This is a genomic window from Streptomyces liliiviolaceus, from assembly GCF_018070025.1.
Taxonomy (GTDB): Bacteria; Actinomycetota; Actinomycetes; order Streptomycetales; family Streptomycetaceae; genus Streptomyces; species Streptomyces liliiviolaceus.
Genome location: NZ_JAGPYQ010000001.1, coordinates 4,710,179 through 4,727,518, shown reverse-complemented (window position 1 = coordinate 4,727,518; position 17,340 = coordinate 4,710,179). Strand labels below are relative to the sequence as shown.

At 68.7% G+C, this 17,340-nt stretch carries 7 protein-coding genes and 1 pseudogene; 7 read left to right on the top strand and 1 reads right to left on the bottom strand.

All coding sequences use genetic code 11. The features are described from left to right. Positions 1-7: 7 nt before the first annotated feature. On the bottom strand, positions 8-202 hold the full coding sequence (locus J8N05_RS20655) for a hypothetical protein (RefSeq protein WP_210884812.1): 195 nt from the start codon (positions 200-202) through the stop codon (positions 8-10). Between the two features lie 520 nt (positions 203-722). On the opposite strand from J8N05_RS20655, the gene J8N05_RS20650 reads away from it, so the two are divergent. The 7 genes and pseudogenes from J8N05_RS20650 (at position 723) to J8N05_RS20620 (ending at position 17,050) form a co-directional block, all read left to right on the top strand. Then, complete coding sequence (locus tag J8N05_RS20650) at positions 723-7,838, top strand: type I polyketide synthase (RefSeq protein WP_210884810.1); 7,116 nt, start codon at positions 723-725, stop codon at positions 7,836-7,838. Positions 7,839-7,867: 29 nt separating this feature from the next. Beyond that, complete coding sequence (locus tag J8N05_RS20645; RefSeq protein ID WP_210884808.1) at positions 7,868-8,905, top strand: ketoacyl-ACP synthase III family protein; 1,038 nt, start codon at positions 7,868-7,870, stop codon at positions 8,903-8,905. A gap of 83 nt (positions 8,906-8,988) precedes the next feature. Further along, positions 8,989-9,693: a DedA family protein gene (locus tag J8N05_RS20640; RefSeq protein WP_210884807.1), complete on the top strand. Its 705-nt coding sequence runs from the start codon at positions 8,989-8,991 to the stop codon at positions 9,691-9,693. Then, the gene (gene aepY / locus J8N05_RS20635) at positions 9,690-10,796 is read left to right on the top strand and encodes a phosphonopyruvate decarboxylase (protein WP_210884806.1); all 1,107 of its coding nucleotides are present in this window, start codon (positions 9,690-9,692) and stop codon (positions 10,794-10,796) included. The genes J8N05_RS20640 and aepY overlap by 4 nt, the downstream gene beginning before the upstream one ends. A gap of 97 nt (positions 10,797-10,893) precedes the next feature. Further along, positions 10,894-11,053, top strand: a pseudogene (locus J8N05_RS20630) (helix-turn-helix domain-containing protein); the annotation flags it as partial. A 440-nt stretch (positions 11,054-11,493) separates the two neighbouring features. Further along, positions 11,494-16,629 carry a DUF6531 domain-containing protein gene (locus tag J8N05_RS47960; RefSeq protein WP_282108162.1) on the top strand — a complete coding sequence of 1,712 codons (5,136 nt, stop codon included), beginning with the start codon at positions 11,494-11,496 and terminating at the stop codon, positions 16,627-16,629. Between the two features lie 22 nt (positions 16,630-16,651). Next, a complete protein-coding gene (locus tag J8N05_RS20620; protein WP_210884805.1) occupies positions 16,652-17,050 on the top strand; it encodes a hypothetical protein in 399 nt (132 codons plus the stop codon). Positions 17,051-17,340 lie beyond the last annotated feature (290 nt).

The window sequence follows — 17,340 nt, the reverse complement described above, 5'->3', positions numbered from 1 at the left end:
GGCGGCATCACGCGGCGCCGGAGGGTGCGGGAGACGGTGTGGTGCCGTCCGCGCCGGAAGCGGTCTGCTCGGCGCGGAGTGCTGCGGCCTGTTCGGCTCGCCGACGCAGATCGGCGATGCCCGCACAGCAGGCGCCGCCGGTCTCGGCCCCGGCGTTCTGACCGGTCTGGCCCGGGCCCGAGCTGGTGGTCTGTTCGCTCAACGAGATCGACTCCTGTCGAGGGTCTCTGCGTGGCGTTGGCGGCGGCCCGTTCGCCGCTGTCGCGGCGGGTTGATCACCGACGCCTATATAGACAAATGACGAATCAAGACTCCAGGATCTTTCCTGATTCGATGGATGTCAACCTGAACCCAGAGATCTACGGCGTGTGACTAGCGTCACCGAGTCGCGCGTTGCGAAGTATGCTTTCACAAGCCAATCTCGATACATGTCGAAACAACGGGGGCGTTCGGCAACGGGCAACTGCCCTGTGCCGCAACAACGTTGGAAGACCGGTGGCTTCGCCGACAAGCCGCCACGGCTCATCGACCGCACGACGCACTCGCCATGCGCCGCGCCACCGTCCTCGTAGACGGAGCCGACTCTCCCGCCACCTTCGAACACCATTCGCGTGCACGCCCGCCACCGAGCCGGCACTGCCGTCAGCTCGCCGCGTGCACGCAATGGGTCTCACACGTGCTGCGTTCCAGTGAACGGCTTCGCCATGCCCGGAAGGACACCCATGCCGCACGACCCCACACCTGCCGCAGACCCTGTCAGCGAACCGATCGCCATCATCGGCATGGCCGGCCGGTTCGCCGACGCCACCAGCCCTCAGGAACTGTGGAAGATGCTCCTGGAGGGCCGCGACGCCATCACCGAAATACCCTCAGAGCGCTACGACATCGACGCGGTCTACGATCCCGCCCCCCGTACGCCCGGGCGCACCGTCAGCCGGTGGGGCGGCCTCCTGCGTGACATCGACGCCTTCGACGCGGAGTTCTTCGGAGTCTCTCCCCGCGAGGCCGACCGCATGGACCCCCAGCAGCGGCTGCTGCTGGAAACCGCCTACGAAGCACTCGAAGACGCCGGACAGTCCGCCGCCCGCCTCGCGGGCTCCGACGCGGGAGTCTTCATCGGACAACTCGGCGGCGACTACTGGCACTTGCAGTACGACCGGCGTGACCAACTCGACCTGTACGCGATGACCGGCGCCGCCTCCCGCGCCATCACCTCCGGCCGCCTGTCCTACGCCTTCGACCTGCGCGGACCCAGCTTCACCGTCGACACCGCCTGCTCCTCCGCCCTGGTCGCCGTGCACAACGCCGTACAGGCCCTGCGCCTGGGCGAATGCCACCTGGCGATCGCCGGTGGCGTGAACATCGTCCTGCTCCCGGAAGAAGGCGTCGTCTACTCCGGCGCGGGGATGCTCGCCAGCGACGGACGCTGCAAGTTCGGCGACGCCTCCGGTGACGGATTCGTCCGCAGCGACGGCATCGGCGCCGTCATCCTCAAGCCGCTGAAGGCTGCCCTCGCCGACGGCGACCGCATCCGCGCCGTCATCCGCGGCTCCGCCATCGGCAACGACGGCCAGAGCTCCGGCTACCTCGTCACCCCCGCCGTCGAAGGCCAGCGCGACGTGCTCGTACGCGCCTACGCCAACGCCGGCATCGACCCCGCCGACGTCGACTACATCGAGGCCCACGGCACCGGCACCAGCGTCGGCGACCCTGTAGAGCTGCAGGCCCTCGCCGACGTGATCGGCCCCCGCGCCGGCGACGAGCGCTGCCTGGTCGGCTCCATCAAGACCAACATCGGTCACGCCGAGGCCGCCGCCGGCATCGCCGGACTCATCAAGGCAATCCTGTGCCTGGAACACGGCACCGTGCCGCCCAACCTGCACCTGAACAACCCCAACCCGGCCGTGGCCTGGGACGAACTGCCGCTGCAGATCCCCACGCAGGCCACCGCGCTGCCCGACCGAGACCGCCCGCACGTCGCCGCGGTCAGCAGCTTCGGCTTCTCCGGAACCAACGCCCACCTGGTCCTCGAAGCAGCCCCCGTACCCCAGACCGAAGCCCCGCACGACCAGGAGCCGGCTCGCACCGAACTGCTGACTCTGTCCGCACTGAGCCCCGAGGCCCTCGTCGACGCCGCCCGCCGCATGGCGGACCACCTCACCGGCGACGGAGCCGCCCAGAGCCTGCGCGACATCAGCCACTCCGCAGCACTGCGCCGCACCCTGCACGACGCACGCCTGGCCGTCCCCGTCGACAATCACAGCGAAGCAGCCGACGCCCTGCGCGCCTTCGCCGACGGGCAGGACGAACCCGGCCTGTCCTACAGCGACTACACCGACCCCACCAGCCCGCCCAGGATCGCGTTCGTCTTCCCCGGGCAGGGCTCGCAGTGGGTCGGCATGGGACGCCAACTCCTCAACACCGAGCCCGTCTTCCACGACGTGATGTGGGAGTGCGACGCCGCCATCCGCACCGAGACCGGCTGGTCGGTCATCGACCTCCTGCGCTTCGGTGACGAGGGCCGCTTCAAGGAACTCGACGTCATCCAGCCCACCCTGTGGGCCATGGAGATCGCCCTCGCCCAGCTGTGGCGTTCCTGGGGCGTCGAGCCCGACGTGGTCATCGGCCACAGCATGGGCGAGTCCGCCGCGGCCTACATCGCCGGATCCCTCAGCCTCACCGATGCCGCCGCCGTCATCTGCCGCCGCAGCCGCCTCGCCAAGAGGCTCTCCGGACGCGGCACCATGGCTTGGGTCGGGCTGCCCGCCGAGGATGCCGCCCGCGCGCTGGCCGGCTACGAGGACAAGGTCGCCGTCGCGGCGATCAACAGCCCCACCTCCACCCTGCTGTCCGGTGACGGAGACGCCCTCGCCAAGGTGCTGGCCGACCTCGACACCCGCGAGGTCGCCAACCGCCGTGTCAACGTGGACTTCGCCTCCCACTGCCCGCAGATGGACGCCCTGCGCGACGACCTCCTGGCCGAACTGGCACACCTGACCCCCGGGCCGGGCACCATCCCGCTGCACTCCACCCTGCTCAACGAAGTCATCGACGGGTCGGCCATGAACGCCGACTACTGGGTACGCAACATCCGCCAGCCCGTCGACTTCGTCGGCGCCGTCCGCGGGCAACTCGCCCTCGGCGACACCGTATTCATCGAAGTCAGCCCACACCCCCTGCTGGTCAACGGCATCCGGGAGACCGGACGCGCGGACGGCCAGGAAGTGACGGCCGTCGGCAGCCTGCGCCGCCAGGACGACGAACGCGGCTGCCTGCTCACCTTCGCCGCCCTGCTGCACACCGCGGGCGTGCCGCTCACCTTCGACGCCCTGACGGGACCCGGCTCCTACGTGCCCCTGCCGACCTACCCGTGGCAGCGCACCCGGCACTGGATCGACCCCGCCCCCAACGCTGCCGAACCGTCCGCTCCTACCCTGGCCGACGCGGCGACTCCGCGCCCTTCGACCGCTGCCGCCGCATCGCATCCGCTGCTGGGCACGGAGCTCGCAGGCGAGGGCACCACCCGGATCTGGCAGGGTCCCCTGGACCTGACGCGCAACGCCTATCTGCGGGACCACCGCATCCAGGACACGATCATCCTGCCCGGCACCGCCCACCTCGAACTCGTCGGCGCAGCCTCGCGCATCGTGCTCGGCGACGGCGCGCTGTCACTGGCCGACGTGCACTACCACCGTGCCCTGTTCCTGGAAGAGTCCGCACCGCCGCCCCAGGTACGGGTCGTCGTCGCCACCCCCGCCGCCGACGGCAGCCTGCACTGCTCCATCTACAGCCGGGACGCCGACACCGACAGCGTCGACTGGACGCTGCACACCGAGGCCACCGCCCGCCACCTCACCGCGCAGGCCGCGGCCGGAGCCGAACCCCTGGACGCCATCCGCGGCCGGTGCGGCGAGCACCAGGACGCCGCCGACTTCTACCCCTGGAACGCCGCACGCGGCAACCAGTGGAACGGCGCCTTCCAGGGCGTGGCCGAACTGTGGCGTACCGACGGGGAAGTCCTCGCCCACCTGATCTGCCCCGCCGAGCTGCGCGAGGGCCTGGAACAGCACCACTTCCACCCCGCCCTTCTCGACGCCAGCGGCCACTCCATGGCCGCCGCCCGGCCGCTGACCGCCCCCGGCGAGGAAGGCGTCTTCGTCCTCGGAGGCATCGACGAAGTCCGCTTCTTCGGCCGGCCGACCGCCTCCATGCACAGCCACGCCCGCCTGCTGCCCGCCCCCCGCGAAGACTCCTTCAGCGCCGACATCGACATCCGCGACGACGACGGCGGGCTGCTGGCCCAGATGCGCGGCCTGCGCCTGCAATACCTGGCCGGCCACGCCCCCGCACCGCTGACACCGCACCACGAGGACACCACTGTGACCGCCACCGAAGCCGTCCCGCCCGTACTCGCCTCCGTCGGACAGGAGTCCTGGCTGCACACCCTCACCTGGGAAGCCGCCCCGCACCAGGGTTCGGCCACCGCCCGGCAGCCGGACGGCTTCTGGCTGGTGCTGACCGACAGCGGCCCCACCGGCCGTTCCCTCATCCGTGAACTGACCTGGCGCGGCGAGCGCGTCATCGCCATCACCGCAGCGGCCGGCCGTATGGCCGGAGCGGGCGAGCGCTACCGCCTCGACCCCGCCAACCCCGACCACTACGTCGACACCCTGGCCGACATCGCCCGTGAGGGCACCTGCCGCGGCGTCATCCACCTGTGGGCGCTCGACGCGCAGGTCGGCCTCGACGCCACCGCCACCGAGATCGGCCGCACCCAACTCCTCACCGGCCACAGCGTCCTGCACCTGATGAGGGCCCTGGACAAGCACTCCCTCGGCCACCCGCCGCTCTGGCTGATCACCCAGCTCGCCCAGTCCACCAGCCCCGCCGACACGGTCCGCAACCCCTTCCAGGCACCCCTGTGGGGCCTGGGCCGCACCCTCGCCGCCGAGACCCCGGCTCTCAGCCCCCGCCTGGTCGACCTCGACCGGTCCCCGGACAGCATCCCCGCCCTGGCCGACCTGCTGCAGAAGCCCGACACGGAAGACCAGACGGCACTGCGCGACGGCCAGCGTCTCGCCGCCCGCCTGCGCCCGGCCCCCGCCGCCGCCGACGGACCGCGGAACCTGTCACTGCCCACCCCCGGCGTCCTGGACGACCTTGGTCTCCAGCCCGCCGCGCACCGGCCCCTCGGACCCGACGACGTCCGCATCCAGGTCGCCCACGCCGGAGTCAACTACCGCGACGTCCTGCTGACCCTGGGCATGTACCCAGGACAGGACGACCAGCCGCCGACCCTCGGCTGGGAGTGCGCGGGCACCGTCACCGAGACCGGCAGCCGCGTCACCGACGTCGCCATCGGCGACGAGGTCATCGCCTTCGCCGACGGCTCCCTGGCCAGCGAAGTCGTCACGCGGGCCTGCCTGACCGCTCCCAAACCGGCCCGCCTCACCTCAGCGCAGGCCGCGACGCTGCCCGCCTCCTACCTGACCGCTTACCACGCGCTGCACGACCTCGCCCGTATCGACCGCGGCGACAAGATCCTCATCCACTCCGCCACCGGCGGCACCGGACTTGCCGCCCTTAACGTCGCCCGCTGGAAGGGCGCCCGGATCTACGCCACCGCCGGAAGCGACGCCAAGCGCCAACTCCTCGCCAAGCTCGGCGTCGACCGCGTCGCCGACTCCCGCAGCCTGGACTTCGCCGACACCTTCCGCCCAGCCGTCGGCGAGAACGGCTTCGACGTCATCCTCAACACCCTGGCGGGCGAGGCCATCCCGGCCAACCTCTCCCTGATGGCGCCCTACGGGCACTACCTCGAACTGAGCAAGCGCGACATCCTCGACGACAACCCGCTGCCCCTGGGCGCGTTCGCCCGCAACCTGTCCTTCCATGCCGTCGACGTCGTCCACATGATCCAGAACGCGCCGGAGCGTGCCGGACGCATCCTGCGCGCCGCAGCCGCCCTGGTCGAACGCGGCGACCTGCAGCCCCTGCCGCACACGGAATTCCCCGCCGACCAGGCCGCTGACGCGTTCCGGCTCATGGCCCAGTCCCGCCACACCGGCAAGATCGTCCTGTCGTTCAGCCACCACGCCGCCGTCAACGCGCCGTCGGCAGCCCGTACACCGGCCGTCGCCATCCACGGCGAAGGCACCTACCTGGTGACCGGGGGAGCAGGCGGTATCGGCGGCCGGCTCGCCCTGTGGCTCGCCGACCAGGGCGCCCGCCACCTCCTGCTCACCGGCCGCAGCCCCCTGCCCGCTACCGGGACCCCGCTGCCCGCCGACCACCCGCACGCCGCTGCGCTCGCCGTCCTCGACGAACTCGCCGAGCGCGGCGTCAGCGTGCAGTACGAGGCCGCCGACGTCGCCGACCACCACGCCATGCAGGGGTTGCTGACCGGCCGCCACCGCCAGGGCCTGCCGCCCGTCCGCGGCGTCTTCCACGCGGCGGGCGTCATCGACTACGCCCCGCTCAGCGACATGACCCCCGCCGACCTCGACACGGTCCTGGCGGCCAAGGTCTCCGGAGCCTGGAACCTGCACCGCCTCCTGCACGACCAGGAAGTCGACGCGTTCGTACTCTTCTCCTCCGGCTCAGCGATCCTCAGCTCGCCCATGCTCGGCGGCTACGCGGCTGGCAACGCCTTCCTCGACGCCCTGGCCCACCACCGCGACGCACACGGCCGACCGGCCACCGTCATCAACTGGGGCTTCTGGGACAGCGTGGGCATGGTGGCCCGCAAGGAACAGCAGGAAGACCGCACCCTCCTGCCCCAGGGAATGTCCTCCTTCAGCCCCGACGACGGCTTCGCCGTCCTGGGTGGCATCCTCGCCGAAGGGCGCCTGCACACCGCCGTCCTGCGCGCCGACTGGCCCGCCTGGGCACGCGCCTACCCGACGGCGGCCACCGTGCCGCTGCTGCAGCACCTCACCGCCACGAGCCGCCCGGCCGCGTCCGGCCCGGCCGACCCGGCACCGGTCATCGCAGCCCCGGCCCCGGCGGTGCCCGCACCCGTCGCGGTAGAGACACCCGCCCCGAGCAAGCCCGCGTCGAAGCCCGCACCCGCCGCGGCGACGCCGAAGAAGGCCCGCATCCCCGCCCCCCGGTCGGCCGACACCGGGCAGACACCCGCAGCTGTCGCGCCGAGCACGGAACTGCTGGAGTCGGTCAAGCGGGAAGTGGCCGTGGTGATGGGTCTGAAGCCCGAGCGACTCAACATCAGCCGACCGTTGAACCGGCTCGGTATGGATTCGCTGATGGCGGTGGAGCTGCGCAACCGCATCCAGCGCGAATATCAGGTGAAGCTGCCGATGGTGCAGCTGTTGAAGGACGGCACGATCACCACGGTCGTCCAGGCCCTGGCCGCCGAACTCAACTCCGCCAACCCCTCGGCCTCCCAGCCCGAGACAGCGCCTGCCCCGACAACCCCCGCCGCGCCTGCCCCGGCAGCTCCCCGTGTGCCCGCACCGGCAGCCGTATCCCCGGTCCCGGTCCAGCCCGAGAAGACCGCCGCTCCGCAGCCGAAGCCGGAACTGCAGGCGCAGTCGGTCGAGGACGACGCGGTACCGGTCAACGGCACCGACGACACGGTGCTGGCCTTCGTGAAGGAAGCGGTGGCGGTCGTGATGGGGCTGCGAGCGGAGCGCCTCAACGTCAGCCGACCGTTGAACCGGCTCGGTATGGATTCGCTGATGGCGGTGGAGCTGCGTAACCGCATCGAGCGGGAGTACCAGGTGAAGCTGCCGATGGTGCAGCTGTTGAAGGACGGCACGATCACCACGGTCGTCCAGGCGCTGACCGCCGAACTCAACTCAGCCAACGCCTCGGCCTGACCGAGCGACAGACGAGGATCGAGCCACCCGTGAAGACCACAGACATCCGCATAGCCGGTCTCGGCACCTACATCCCCGAGATCGTCGACGCCCAAAAGGCCGTCGCACTCGGCCTGTACGACGCCGACGACTACGAGTGGTACGGCTGGACCGGCGCGGCCGTCGCCGACGACATGCCCGCACCCGACATGGCCGTCGCCGCAGCCCGCCAGGCCATGGAACGCTCCCAGACTCACCCGCACGACATCGACATGCACATCCACGCCTGCGGCCACGAGCAGGGCCCAGAAGGCTGGTCGCCGCAGCACTACATCCTGCGCCACATCACCGACCGCGACGTGCCCTCCTTCCGCGTCTGGCAGGCCTGCAGCGGCCTGATCGGCTCGCTGGAACTGGCCGCCTGCTACCTCCAGGCCGTCCCCGAGCGCACCACCGCCCTGCTCACCGGTGCCGACAACGTCGGCACCCCGAACTTCAACCGGTGGGCCTTCGGCATCCAGAACGGCGTGCTGGGCGACGCCGGCAGCGCCGTCCTGCTGTCCAAGACCGACGGCTTCGCCAGCCTGCTGTCCATCAACACCGGCTCCACCGCCGAGGTCGAGGAGCAGTACCGGGGCGCCGAGCCGCTCTTCCCCCCGTCGTTGACGGTCGGACGCAGCATGGACTTCAAGGAACGTCTGGCTGCCGCCGGTGGTCTGGAGGAGACCGTCGCCGAAGTCGTACGCCGCCAGGGCGAACTGCGGACCGAGATAGCCCTGCGCACCCTGGCCGAAGCCGGCCTCGAACCGGCGGACGTCACCCGCGTCGCCCACGTCTTCACCGGCCAGGAGAGCTACCTCAAGGTCATCCTCGACCCGATGGGCCTCTCAACCGACCTGGGACTGCTCGACTTCGGCCGCAACCTCGGCCACCTGACGGTCAACGACCAGATCGTCGGCCTCGACCACCTCGTCGCCACCAGCCAGGTCGGGCCAGGCGACCACGTCCTCATCGTCGCCCACGGCGGCGGAGTCTCCATCACCTGCGCCGTCGTACGCATCGACCACCGACCCCACTGGGCCCAATAGCCCGCGCTTCCGGGAGCCGGCCCCCATACGGGCCGGCTCCCGGATCTTCCATTTCCCGCCTCACCACCCAGGGACCTCCGGCCATGCTGAACCTCGCTGCCTCACCCTTACTCGATGCCGAACAACTCATCTCCACCTTCGGCCTGCTGGGCATCATGGCCACCGTCTTCGCGGAGTCGGGCCTGATCGTCTGCTTCTTCCTGCCCGGCGACTCACTGCTGTTCACCGCAGGCCTCCTGGTCGCCAACGACCAGATCCTTCACCAGCCCCTATGGGTGGTCATGCTCGCCATCGCCGTCGCCGCCGTCCTGGGCGACCAGTTCGGCTATGCCTTCGGCCGCAAGATAGGCCCCGCACTGTTCAGGCGGCCCAACTCCCGCTTCTTCAAGCAGGAGAGCGCCGAACGCGCGCAGGAATTCATGCTCAAGCACGGCCCCAAAGCCCTGGTGATGGCCCGCTTCATCCCGGTGTTCCGCACCTTCATCCCCATCACCGCAGGCGTCGGCCGCATGACCTACCGGACGTTCTTCCTGTTCAACGTCATCGGTGCCGTCCTGTGGTCCGTCAGCCTCACCCTGGTCGGCTACTACCTCGGCCAGATCGCCTTCGTCCGCGACAACATCGAAGGCATGGTCATCGGCATCGTCCTGATCTCCGGTATCCCGATCATCATCGAGGGCATCAAGATGAGGCGCCGCAGCCGCCAGGCAGCGTCCACCGACGAACCGGCGGCCACACCCCAGGCCGCCGCGACACCCGCCACGGAAACGGAGCTGCCCCGCCCATGATCTCCGCTGAAGACTTCTGCGACATCCTCGCCGACCGAGGCTTCACCACCGCCAGCGGTGTGCCCTGCTCCCACTTCGGCGGCCCCATCGCCCACCTCAGCACCCAGCCCGGCCGCTACGTCCCCGCCCCCAACGAGGGCAACGCCCTGGCGGTCGCGGCAGGCGCCGCCCTGGGCGGGCAGCGCGCCTACGTCATGCTGCAGAACTCCGGACTGGGCAACCTCATCAACCCGCTCACCTCACTGGTGATGACCTACCAACTGCCCATCCTCACCTTCGCCAGCCTGCGCGGCTGGCCCGACCCGGCCAGCGACGAGCCGCAGCACGCCGTGATGGGCCCGTCGACGCACGGCATCCTCGACAGCGTCGGCAGCCCGCACTACACGCTGCACGCCGCGGACGGCATCGAGCGGTTCACCGAGATCCTCGACGCCGCGGACAAGGACCTGGCCGACCGGCGGGCCCCCTTCGTCCTTGTCGAACGCGGAGCCATCGGCAAGGCGGCCGCCCAAGAGACCGAGACGCCCACGGGCCTGGCCAGCAGCACCGCGATCCGCGTGGTGACCGACACCTGCCCCGACGCATCCGTCATCGCCACCACCGGCTTCACCGGCCGCGACGTCTTCGCCGTCGCCGACCGCCCCGGAAACTTCTACATGCAGGGCTCCATGGGCCACGCCTCGTCGCTCGGCCTGGGCGTCGCGCTGGCCCACCCCGAACGCACCGTCGTCGTCCTGGACGGCGACGGCGCCGCGCTGATGCACCTCGGCGCCCTGTCGATGATCGGACACGAGGCACCCGCCAACCTGATCCACGTGATCCTCGACAACCAGATCCACGAGTCCACCGGCGGCCAGTCGACCACCTCGGGCAACACCTCGTTCCCGGCCGCGGCCCTCGCAGCCGGCTACCGCACCGCGGAGGGCTGCGACAACGAAGACGCCCTGCGCAACGCGGTCCTGAGGGCCAAGGCCGCCTCCGGGCCGCACCTGATCAGCGTGCGAACCCTGCCGCGCACGGGCGCGATCCCACCGCGGGCAACCAACGCCCTCACCCCGGAAGCCATCCGCGACCGCTTCCAGCAGGACCTGCAGGGCAGCTGATTGCTGCATCGAGCAGACAGGTTTTTGAGCCCCCGTCAGCGTATTGACGGGGGCTCAAAAACGATCGAAGTCAGAAAGAGGGCAGACCGCGGACCACCAACGCGGCCGCCCCTGGAGTCTGTCGCTGGAGGACCCTGTCCTGCTGGTTACGGTCTACTGGCGCACGAACTTGACGACGCGCCAACTGGCGCCATTGTTCGGGGTCTCCAAAGTCGACGGCGGACCGGACTATCGACCACATCGGTCCGCTGCTTGCCACCTCGAATTTACCCTTTGTGTGACGCGGTGTGCCTCGCAGTTGGTTCTTCTTTCAGCGACACCTTCCTCCCTCCATGATCGTGTTCACGCCAATCAAATGTGAGGGCTCGTCGTGTTGCCCCTGTGGCCAGGGAGGAAGGGCAATTCACGTTGAGCAACCATCGTTTACCGGCCGTATCCAGCAGCGGGCGTTAGTTTCCGTGTCTATTGGATCAAGCATCACTCCGGCCATCTTTCACTTCTTCCTCACCGGTGATGCATCGTGCTTATACACGTACGAAGACTCGTCATAGCCGCTCTGGCGCTGGCCCTTGTGGCCATCGCGGGAATTGTTCCCGCGTGGGCGTCGCCCCGCGCCAGCCCACCCTCTCCTGCTGCTGCAGCTGTTGCGCAGCCCAAGGCCAAGACGGCGGCCGATCTACCGAAGCCGCCCAAGGCCATGACGCTGGCCGAGCGCCGTCGTCAGATGAACGAGGACCGGGACGAGCGGTCGCCGATGCGTTCGTACATGGACGCGCCCGAGAGAACACTCAAGGGCAAACCCCATGCAAAGCCGAAGACAAGCGGGGTGAAGCGCGGTCCCGCCGCCGAAGCGGGCGCCACCACTCAGCGCCTCGCCGCGGCGCCCGAGAACCCGACCTCGGTGTCAGCCTGGGCGACCGCGTATCCCGGGATGTTGTCGATCGGCGGGCAGGTGAAGCTGCCCAAGCGGGGCTCGACGTACACCGGGATGTGGCTGTACGTCCTGGACGAGGCGGGATTCCCCGTCGTCCAGCAGGAGATCAAGAAGTCCACCGACGATCCCAGCGGGAACACCCCAGCTACCGGGGCCTGGTGCTACGACTGGTGGGCAAGCAACTCCTACCCCACCGACCAGTGCTTCTGGTGGGCCGGCAGTACGCTCGGCGGAATCCTGGAGGACGGCAAGAAGTACTACGCCTGGGTCTTCCTGAACGCCGCCGACGGCTCGTCGAGCCCAGGAGGAACCACCTCACCATTGGTGGAGGCGTTCTACACGCCCGACATCCCCGGCGCGCAGGCAGGCATCTGCACCTGCTACGCGCAGGCCCACCGGGCCGACCCGGTCAACACGGCGACCGGCATGTTCTTCGAGCAGCTCACCGACGCCTCCCTGGTCAGCCCGGGAGTGCCGCTCGCCCTGGAGCGCACCTACCGGTCCGACTCGGCAGCTGTCGGTCTGCTGGGGCGGGGCTGGGCGACACCGTTTGACGCGAAGCTGACGGTCGCGACCGGGAAGGTGACGTACCGGACGGACGACGGGGCGTCGTTCGTGTTCACGCAGGCCAGCGACGGCAGCTACACCGCTCCGGGCGGTTCGGCGGCCAAGCTGGTCAAGAACGCCAGCGACTACACCCTCACGACACCGGACCACACCAAACGGACCTTCACCACCGGCGGCCAGCTCACCTCTGTGCTGGACACCGCGGGCAAGGGGCTCAGCCTGACGTACGCGTCGGGCCAGCTGGCCTCCGTCAAGGACGCCGCGGGACGCACCACCACATTCACGCTAGGCGCCGACGGGCTACTGTCCAAAGTCGGCCTGCCCGACAGCACTTCGGTCTCCTACGGCTACAGCAACGGCCTGCTGACCTCGGCGACCGACCCGGCCGACAACGTGTCCTCGTACACCTACGACACGAACAGACGCCTCTCCTCCTACACCGACCCGGCGGACGGCACGGTCACCAACGTCTACGACACAGCCGGCCGCATCAAGTCCCAGACCGACCAGAACAAGAAGACCACGACCTTCACCTGGGACGGCAAGAGCGAGTCACACACCACCGCGCCCGACGGCGGCGTCTGGACCGACGTATACGCCGGCAACGTCCTGATGGAGACCATCGACCCGTACGGCGAGAACATCACCTACGACTACGACCGCACACTGCGGCCCGTCTCCATCACCGACCAGCGCGGCAACACCACGACGATGACGTACGACAGCGCCGGACGGATGCTCACCCGCAGCTCACCCACCGCCCTGGGCTACACCGAGAAATGGACCTACGACAGCGCGGGCAACATCACCAGCCACACCGACGGCCGCAACAACAAGACCATCTACGCGTACAACACGTCGAACCAGCTGACCTCGACCACCGACCCGCTGGACGGCAAGGTCGGATACACGTACACCACGCTCGGCTCCATCGCGACCGTGACAACACCGCGCAACAAGACCACGCTCTACGGCTACGACTCCGCGGGCAACCGGACGTCGGTCACCACGCCGCTGGGTGAGAAGACGACGTTCACGTACGACAAGGCCGGCCGGATCCTGTCGAAGACGGACCCCCGCGGCAACGCCACCGGCGCCGACCCGGCCGCCTACACCACCAGCTACACCTACGACGGGCGCGGACTGCTGAAGTCGGCGACCGACCCGCTGAACCGCACCACGACCTACCAGTACAACGGCGCCGAACAGCTCACCTCCGCGCAGAACCCGGCGGACAACACCACCAGCTACGCCTACGACGACGCCGGACACCTGACCCGGGCCACCGACCCGGCGGACAACTTCGTCACCCGCACCTACGACGCGAGCGGGCGCCTGGCCTCCGAAACCGACACGGTCGGCAACAAGACCACCTACACCTACGACAAGGTGGGCCGGCTGCTCACTAGCGTCTCGCCGCGCGGCAACGCCGCCGGGGCCGACCCGGCCGCCTACACCACCAGCTACACCTACGACGCGGCAGGCAACAACACCAAGGTCACCGGCCCGGCCGGCACGACCTCCACCACCTACGACGCGATCAACCGGCCGCTGGTGGTCACCGACCCGCTCACCCACACCACCAAATACACCTACGACGCCAACGACAACGTCACCAAGGTCACCGACGCCGCAAACAACACGATCAGCTCCGTCTACGACAAGAACAACCAGCTGACCAGCAGCACCAACCAGCTCAGCAAGACCACCACCTACGCCTACGACGCCGACGGGAACCTGCTCAGCCGCACCTCCCCGCTGGGCAACAAGGAGAGCTGGACCTACGACAGCGACAACCGACAAGCCACCGCAGTCGACCCCCGCGGCAACGCCACCGGCACCGATCCCGCCCAGTACACCACCACTTACGGCTACGACCTGGCCGGCAACCTCACCACCGTCACCGACCCGCTCGGCGGCGTGAGCACCACCGCCTTCGACGCGGTGAACAACGTCGTCAAACAGACGGACGCAGACAAACGCGTCACCGCCTACGAATACGACAAGCTCGACCAGCTCACCACCGTCACCGCCCCCGGCGGCGCCGTCACCACCTACGGGCGCGACAAGGTCGGCAACGTCACCCTGCGCACCGACGCCAACGATCACAAGACCACCTACGACTACGACGCGGCCCGACGCCTGACCACGGTCACCGACCCACTGGACCGTGTAACGACCTACGGGTACGACGCCGACAGCAACCTCGTCAAGAAGACCACCCCCCGCGGCTCCACCAGCTACACCTTCGACCCGCGCGGCCTGACCACGAAAATCGACTACTCCGACTCCACCCCCGACGCGACCTTCGGCTACAACGCCGCCGGACAGCTGACCGCCCGCGCAAACTCCAAGATCGCTGAGGACTTCGTCTACGACGAGGTCGGCAACCTGACCAAGACCCGCGGCTTCGCCTACACCTACGACGCCGCCGGGCAGATGCTCACCCGCAAGTACTCCGACGGCAACACCATCACCCACACCTACGACAACGACGGCCGCACCGCCACGATGGCAGCCGACGGCAAAACCACCACCTACACCTGGGACGCCGCGGACAACCTCACCAGGTCCGCCCTGCCCAACACCGAAACCGAGGACCGCACCTACGACCGGGCCGGCCGCCTGACCGCCGTCGCCACCACCAAAGCGGGCACCACAGTCACCAAGACCGCACAGACGCTGTCCGCCGCGGGCCTGCCCACCCACACCGACATCACCCGCGAGGGTGTCGGCACCGGCGGCTACGACCTCACCTACGACACCGCGGGCCGCCTCACCTCCGGCTGCTTCCCGCAACCCTGGGTCACCAGCTGCGCCGCCAGCCGCACCACCTCCTACACCTACGACAAGGTCGGCAACCGCCAGACCTCCACCCTGGGCACCGCCTCAACCAGCTACGCCTACGACGCAGCCGACCAGCTCACCTCAACCACCGCCGGCACCACCACGACCGCCTACGAATACGACACCGAGGGCAACCAGACCAAGGCCGGCGCCGATACCTTCACCTACGACCTGACCGGACAGATCTCCGCCGCCACCGTCGCGGGCGCCAACTACACCTACGACCACGACGCCACCGGCAACCAAGTCACCACCTCCCAGGACGGCACAGTCACCAGCCGCACCCAGTGGGACCCCAACGCACCCCTGCCGATCCTGGCCACCGAGTACGACAGCGCCTGGGCCATCAAACAGTCCTACCGCTACGACCCGCTCGGCCAGCCCACCGCCACCAAGACCGGCGCCGGGACCCTCTTCTACTACCACCACGACACGCAGGGCTCCCCGGTCGATGTCGCCAGCAGCACCGGCACCCTCCACCAGCGCTGGGCCTACGACCCGTTCGGCACCCGCGTCCTGAACACCACCAGCAGCGGCGCCCCTGCCAGCACCCCGTCCTACACCGGCGCGCGGTACGAGACCACGACCGGCAACCTCGACCTGCACGCCCGCCAGTACAACACCAGTACCGGCCGCTTCACGAGCCCCGACCCCGCGACCCGGGGCCAGACCACGCCGCACGTCTCGCCGTACGCCTACGCCGACAACACCCCCACCCTTCTGACGGATCCCAGCGGTCTGACCCCAGGTGACCCCAACGATCGCGTCGGCAGTTTCGGCGAAGCGCTCGGCATCTTCGGCGACGCCTTCGCCGACGTCGTCAAGTCACCCTTCGTGTTCCTCGGCGACGCACACGACGCGTTCACCGGCGACAACGGCGGCGCAGGCGCCTTCGTCGACAAGTACCTCCCCGTCCGCCCCGCCTACCGGTTGTACCGTGCGGAATACCTGCTCCGTCAGCAAGGCTGCGACGCCCTCGCCGACCTGTACGCCGAAGCAGCCGAGGAACTCGCACAGCAGATCGCCCTCGTGGGAGTCGGTGGACTCACCGGATGGAGACGGCAGGCATACGAGGCAGAGACCTCGATCCTCGGAGCAGAGGGGCTGGCGAAGGGCTCAGCCAGCGGTGGGTTGTTCTTTCACGGAGCCAGTGTGAAGTCGCTGGTCGATATCCTGAACAAGGGACTCGACGCGACCGCGGCGGCAGCAGGACACACTGACGGGCCGGGAGGGTTTTTCCTCGCCACGCACTACGCCGATGCGCAATTCTTTGCGCTCAGGCAGCTAGGACAGAAAGGGATCATCAAGGTCAGGATCACGGACACCGCGATGAACAGGCTTGAAGAAGCCGGGGCCGTAAGTCGGAAAATCCCGGAGTCGCCTAAATCGCCCAAATTCGAGGGGTATGAGTTCCACATACCCCCATCGGCCTTCAACCTCTTCAACGAACTCAGGCAGGGCGGCGAGATTGAGATATCACCCTGAAGACATCGCCCCACTCGATCCGATGGAATTTCTGCTCAAGAATGAAAGTAGATTCTTCCGTCTGGGCAGCTATGACCCGATCGAACTGGCTGGGATGATCGCCACCGAAGCTCTGACTCTGGGCTCGGCAAAAGTGCTCATCCAATCCGACGGAGAGTGGCTGACCGTGTCGGCAGAACAGGACTGGCTCCACGATCGCGAGCAAGCCTTTTCCGCGATCACACCATTCCCGCAGGCCGGGGCCAACAGCATGCTGGCAGAGGTCCTGGCAGTTGCTTTCTCGGCAGGCGTGACAACTGCCACTCAAGAAGGGGCCAAGCTGATCAAGGGCGACAGCACCATGCCCACACCCGAGGTCGACCCAAGCGCAGGTCGTTCAGTTTCCTTCATGCTCCGTCGATCGTCCCCACCCGTTCACTGAGCGGCACGCGGCCGCAGAAGCCCACCAGTTTCTGCGGCCGCTCAACCGCACGGCTTCCTCACGGAGGATGCGATCCCACTAATGGACTGCTCTTTGGAGTCGCTGCCCGGTTACGAGATGAATCCCAACAGCCCTGCACTGCCGTGGAGGAGAACCTCGCCTCTGTGTCGGGCACATCGCGTTGGACCATAGGAACGCTGCCCTCCTCGCCGATCTTCTGCCAGCTCTCGCGATCGTCCGATTGGACAATTCCGATGGCAGGCGACACGCCCAACTAATCGAGCTCCTGG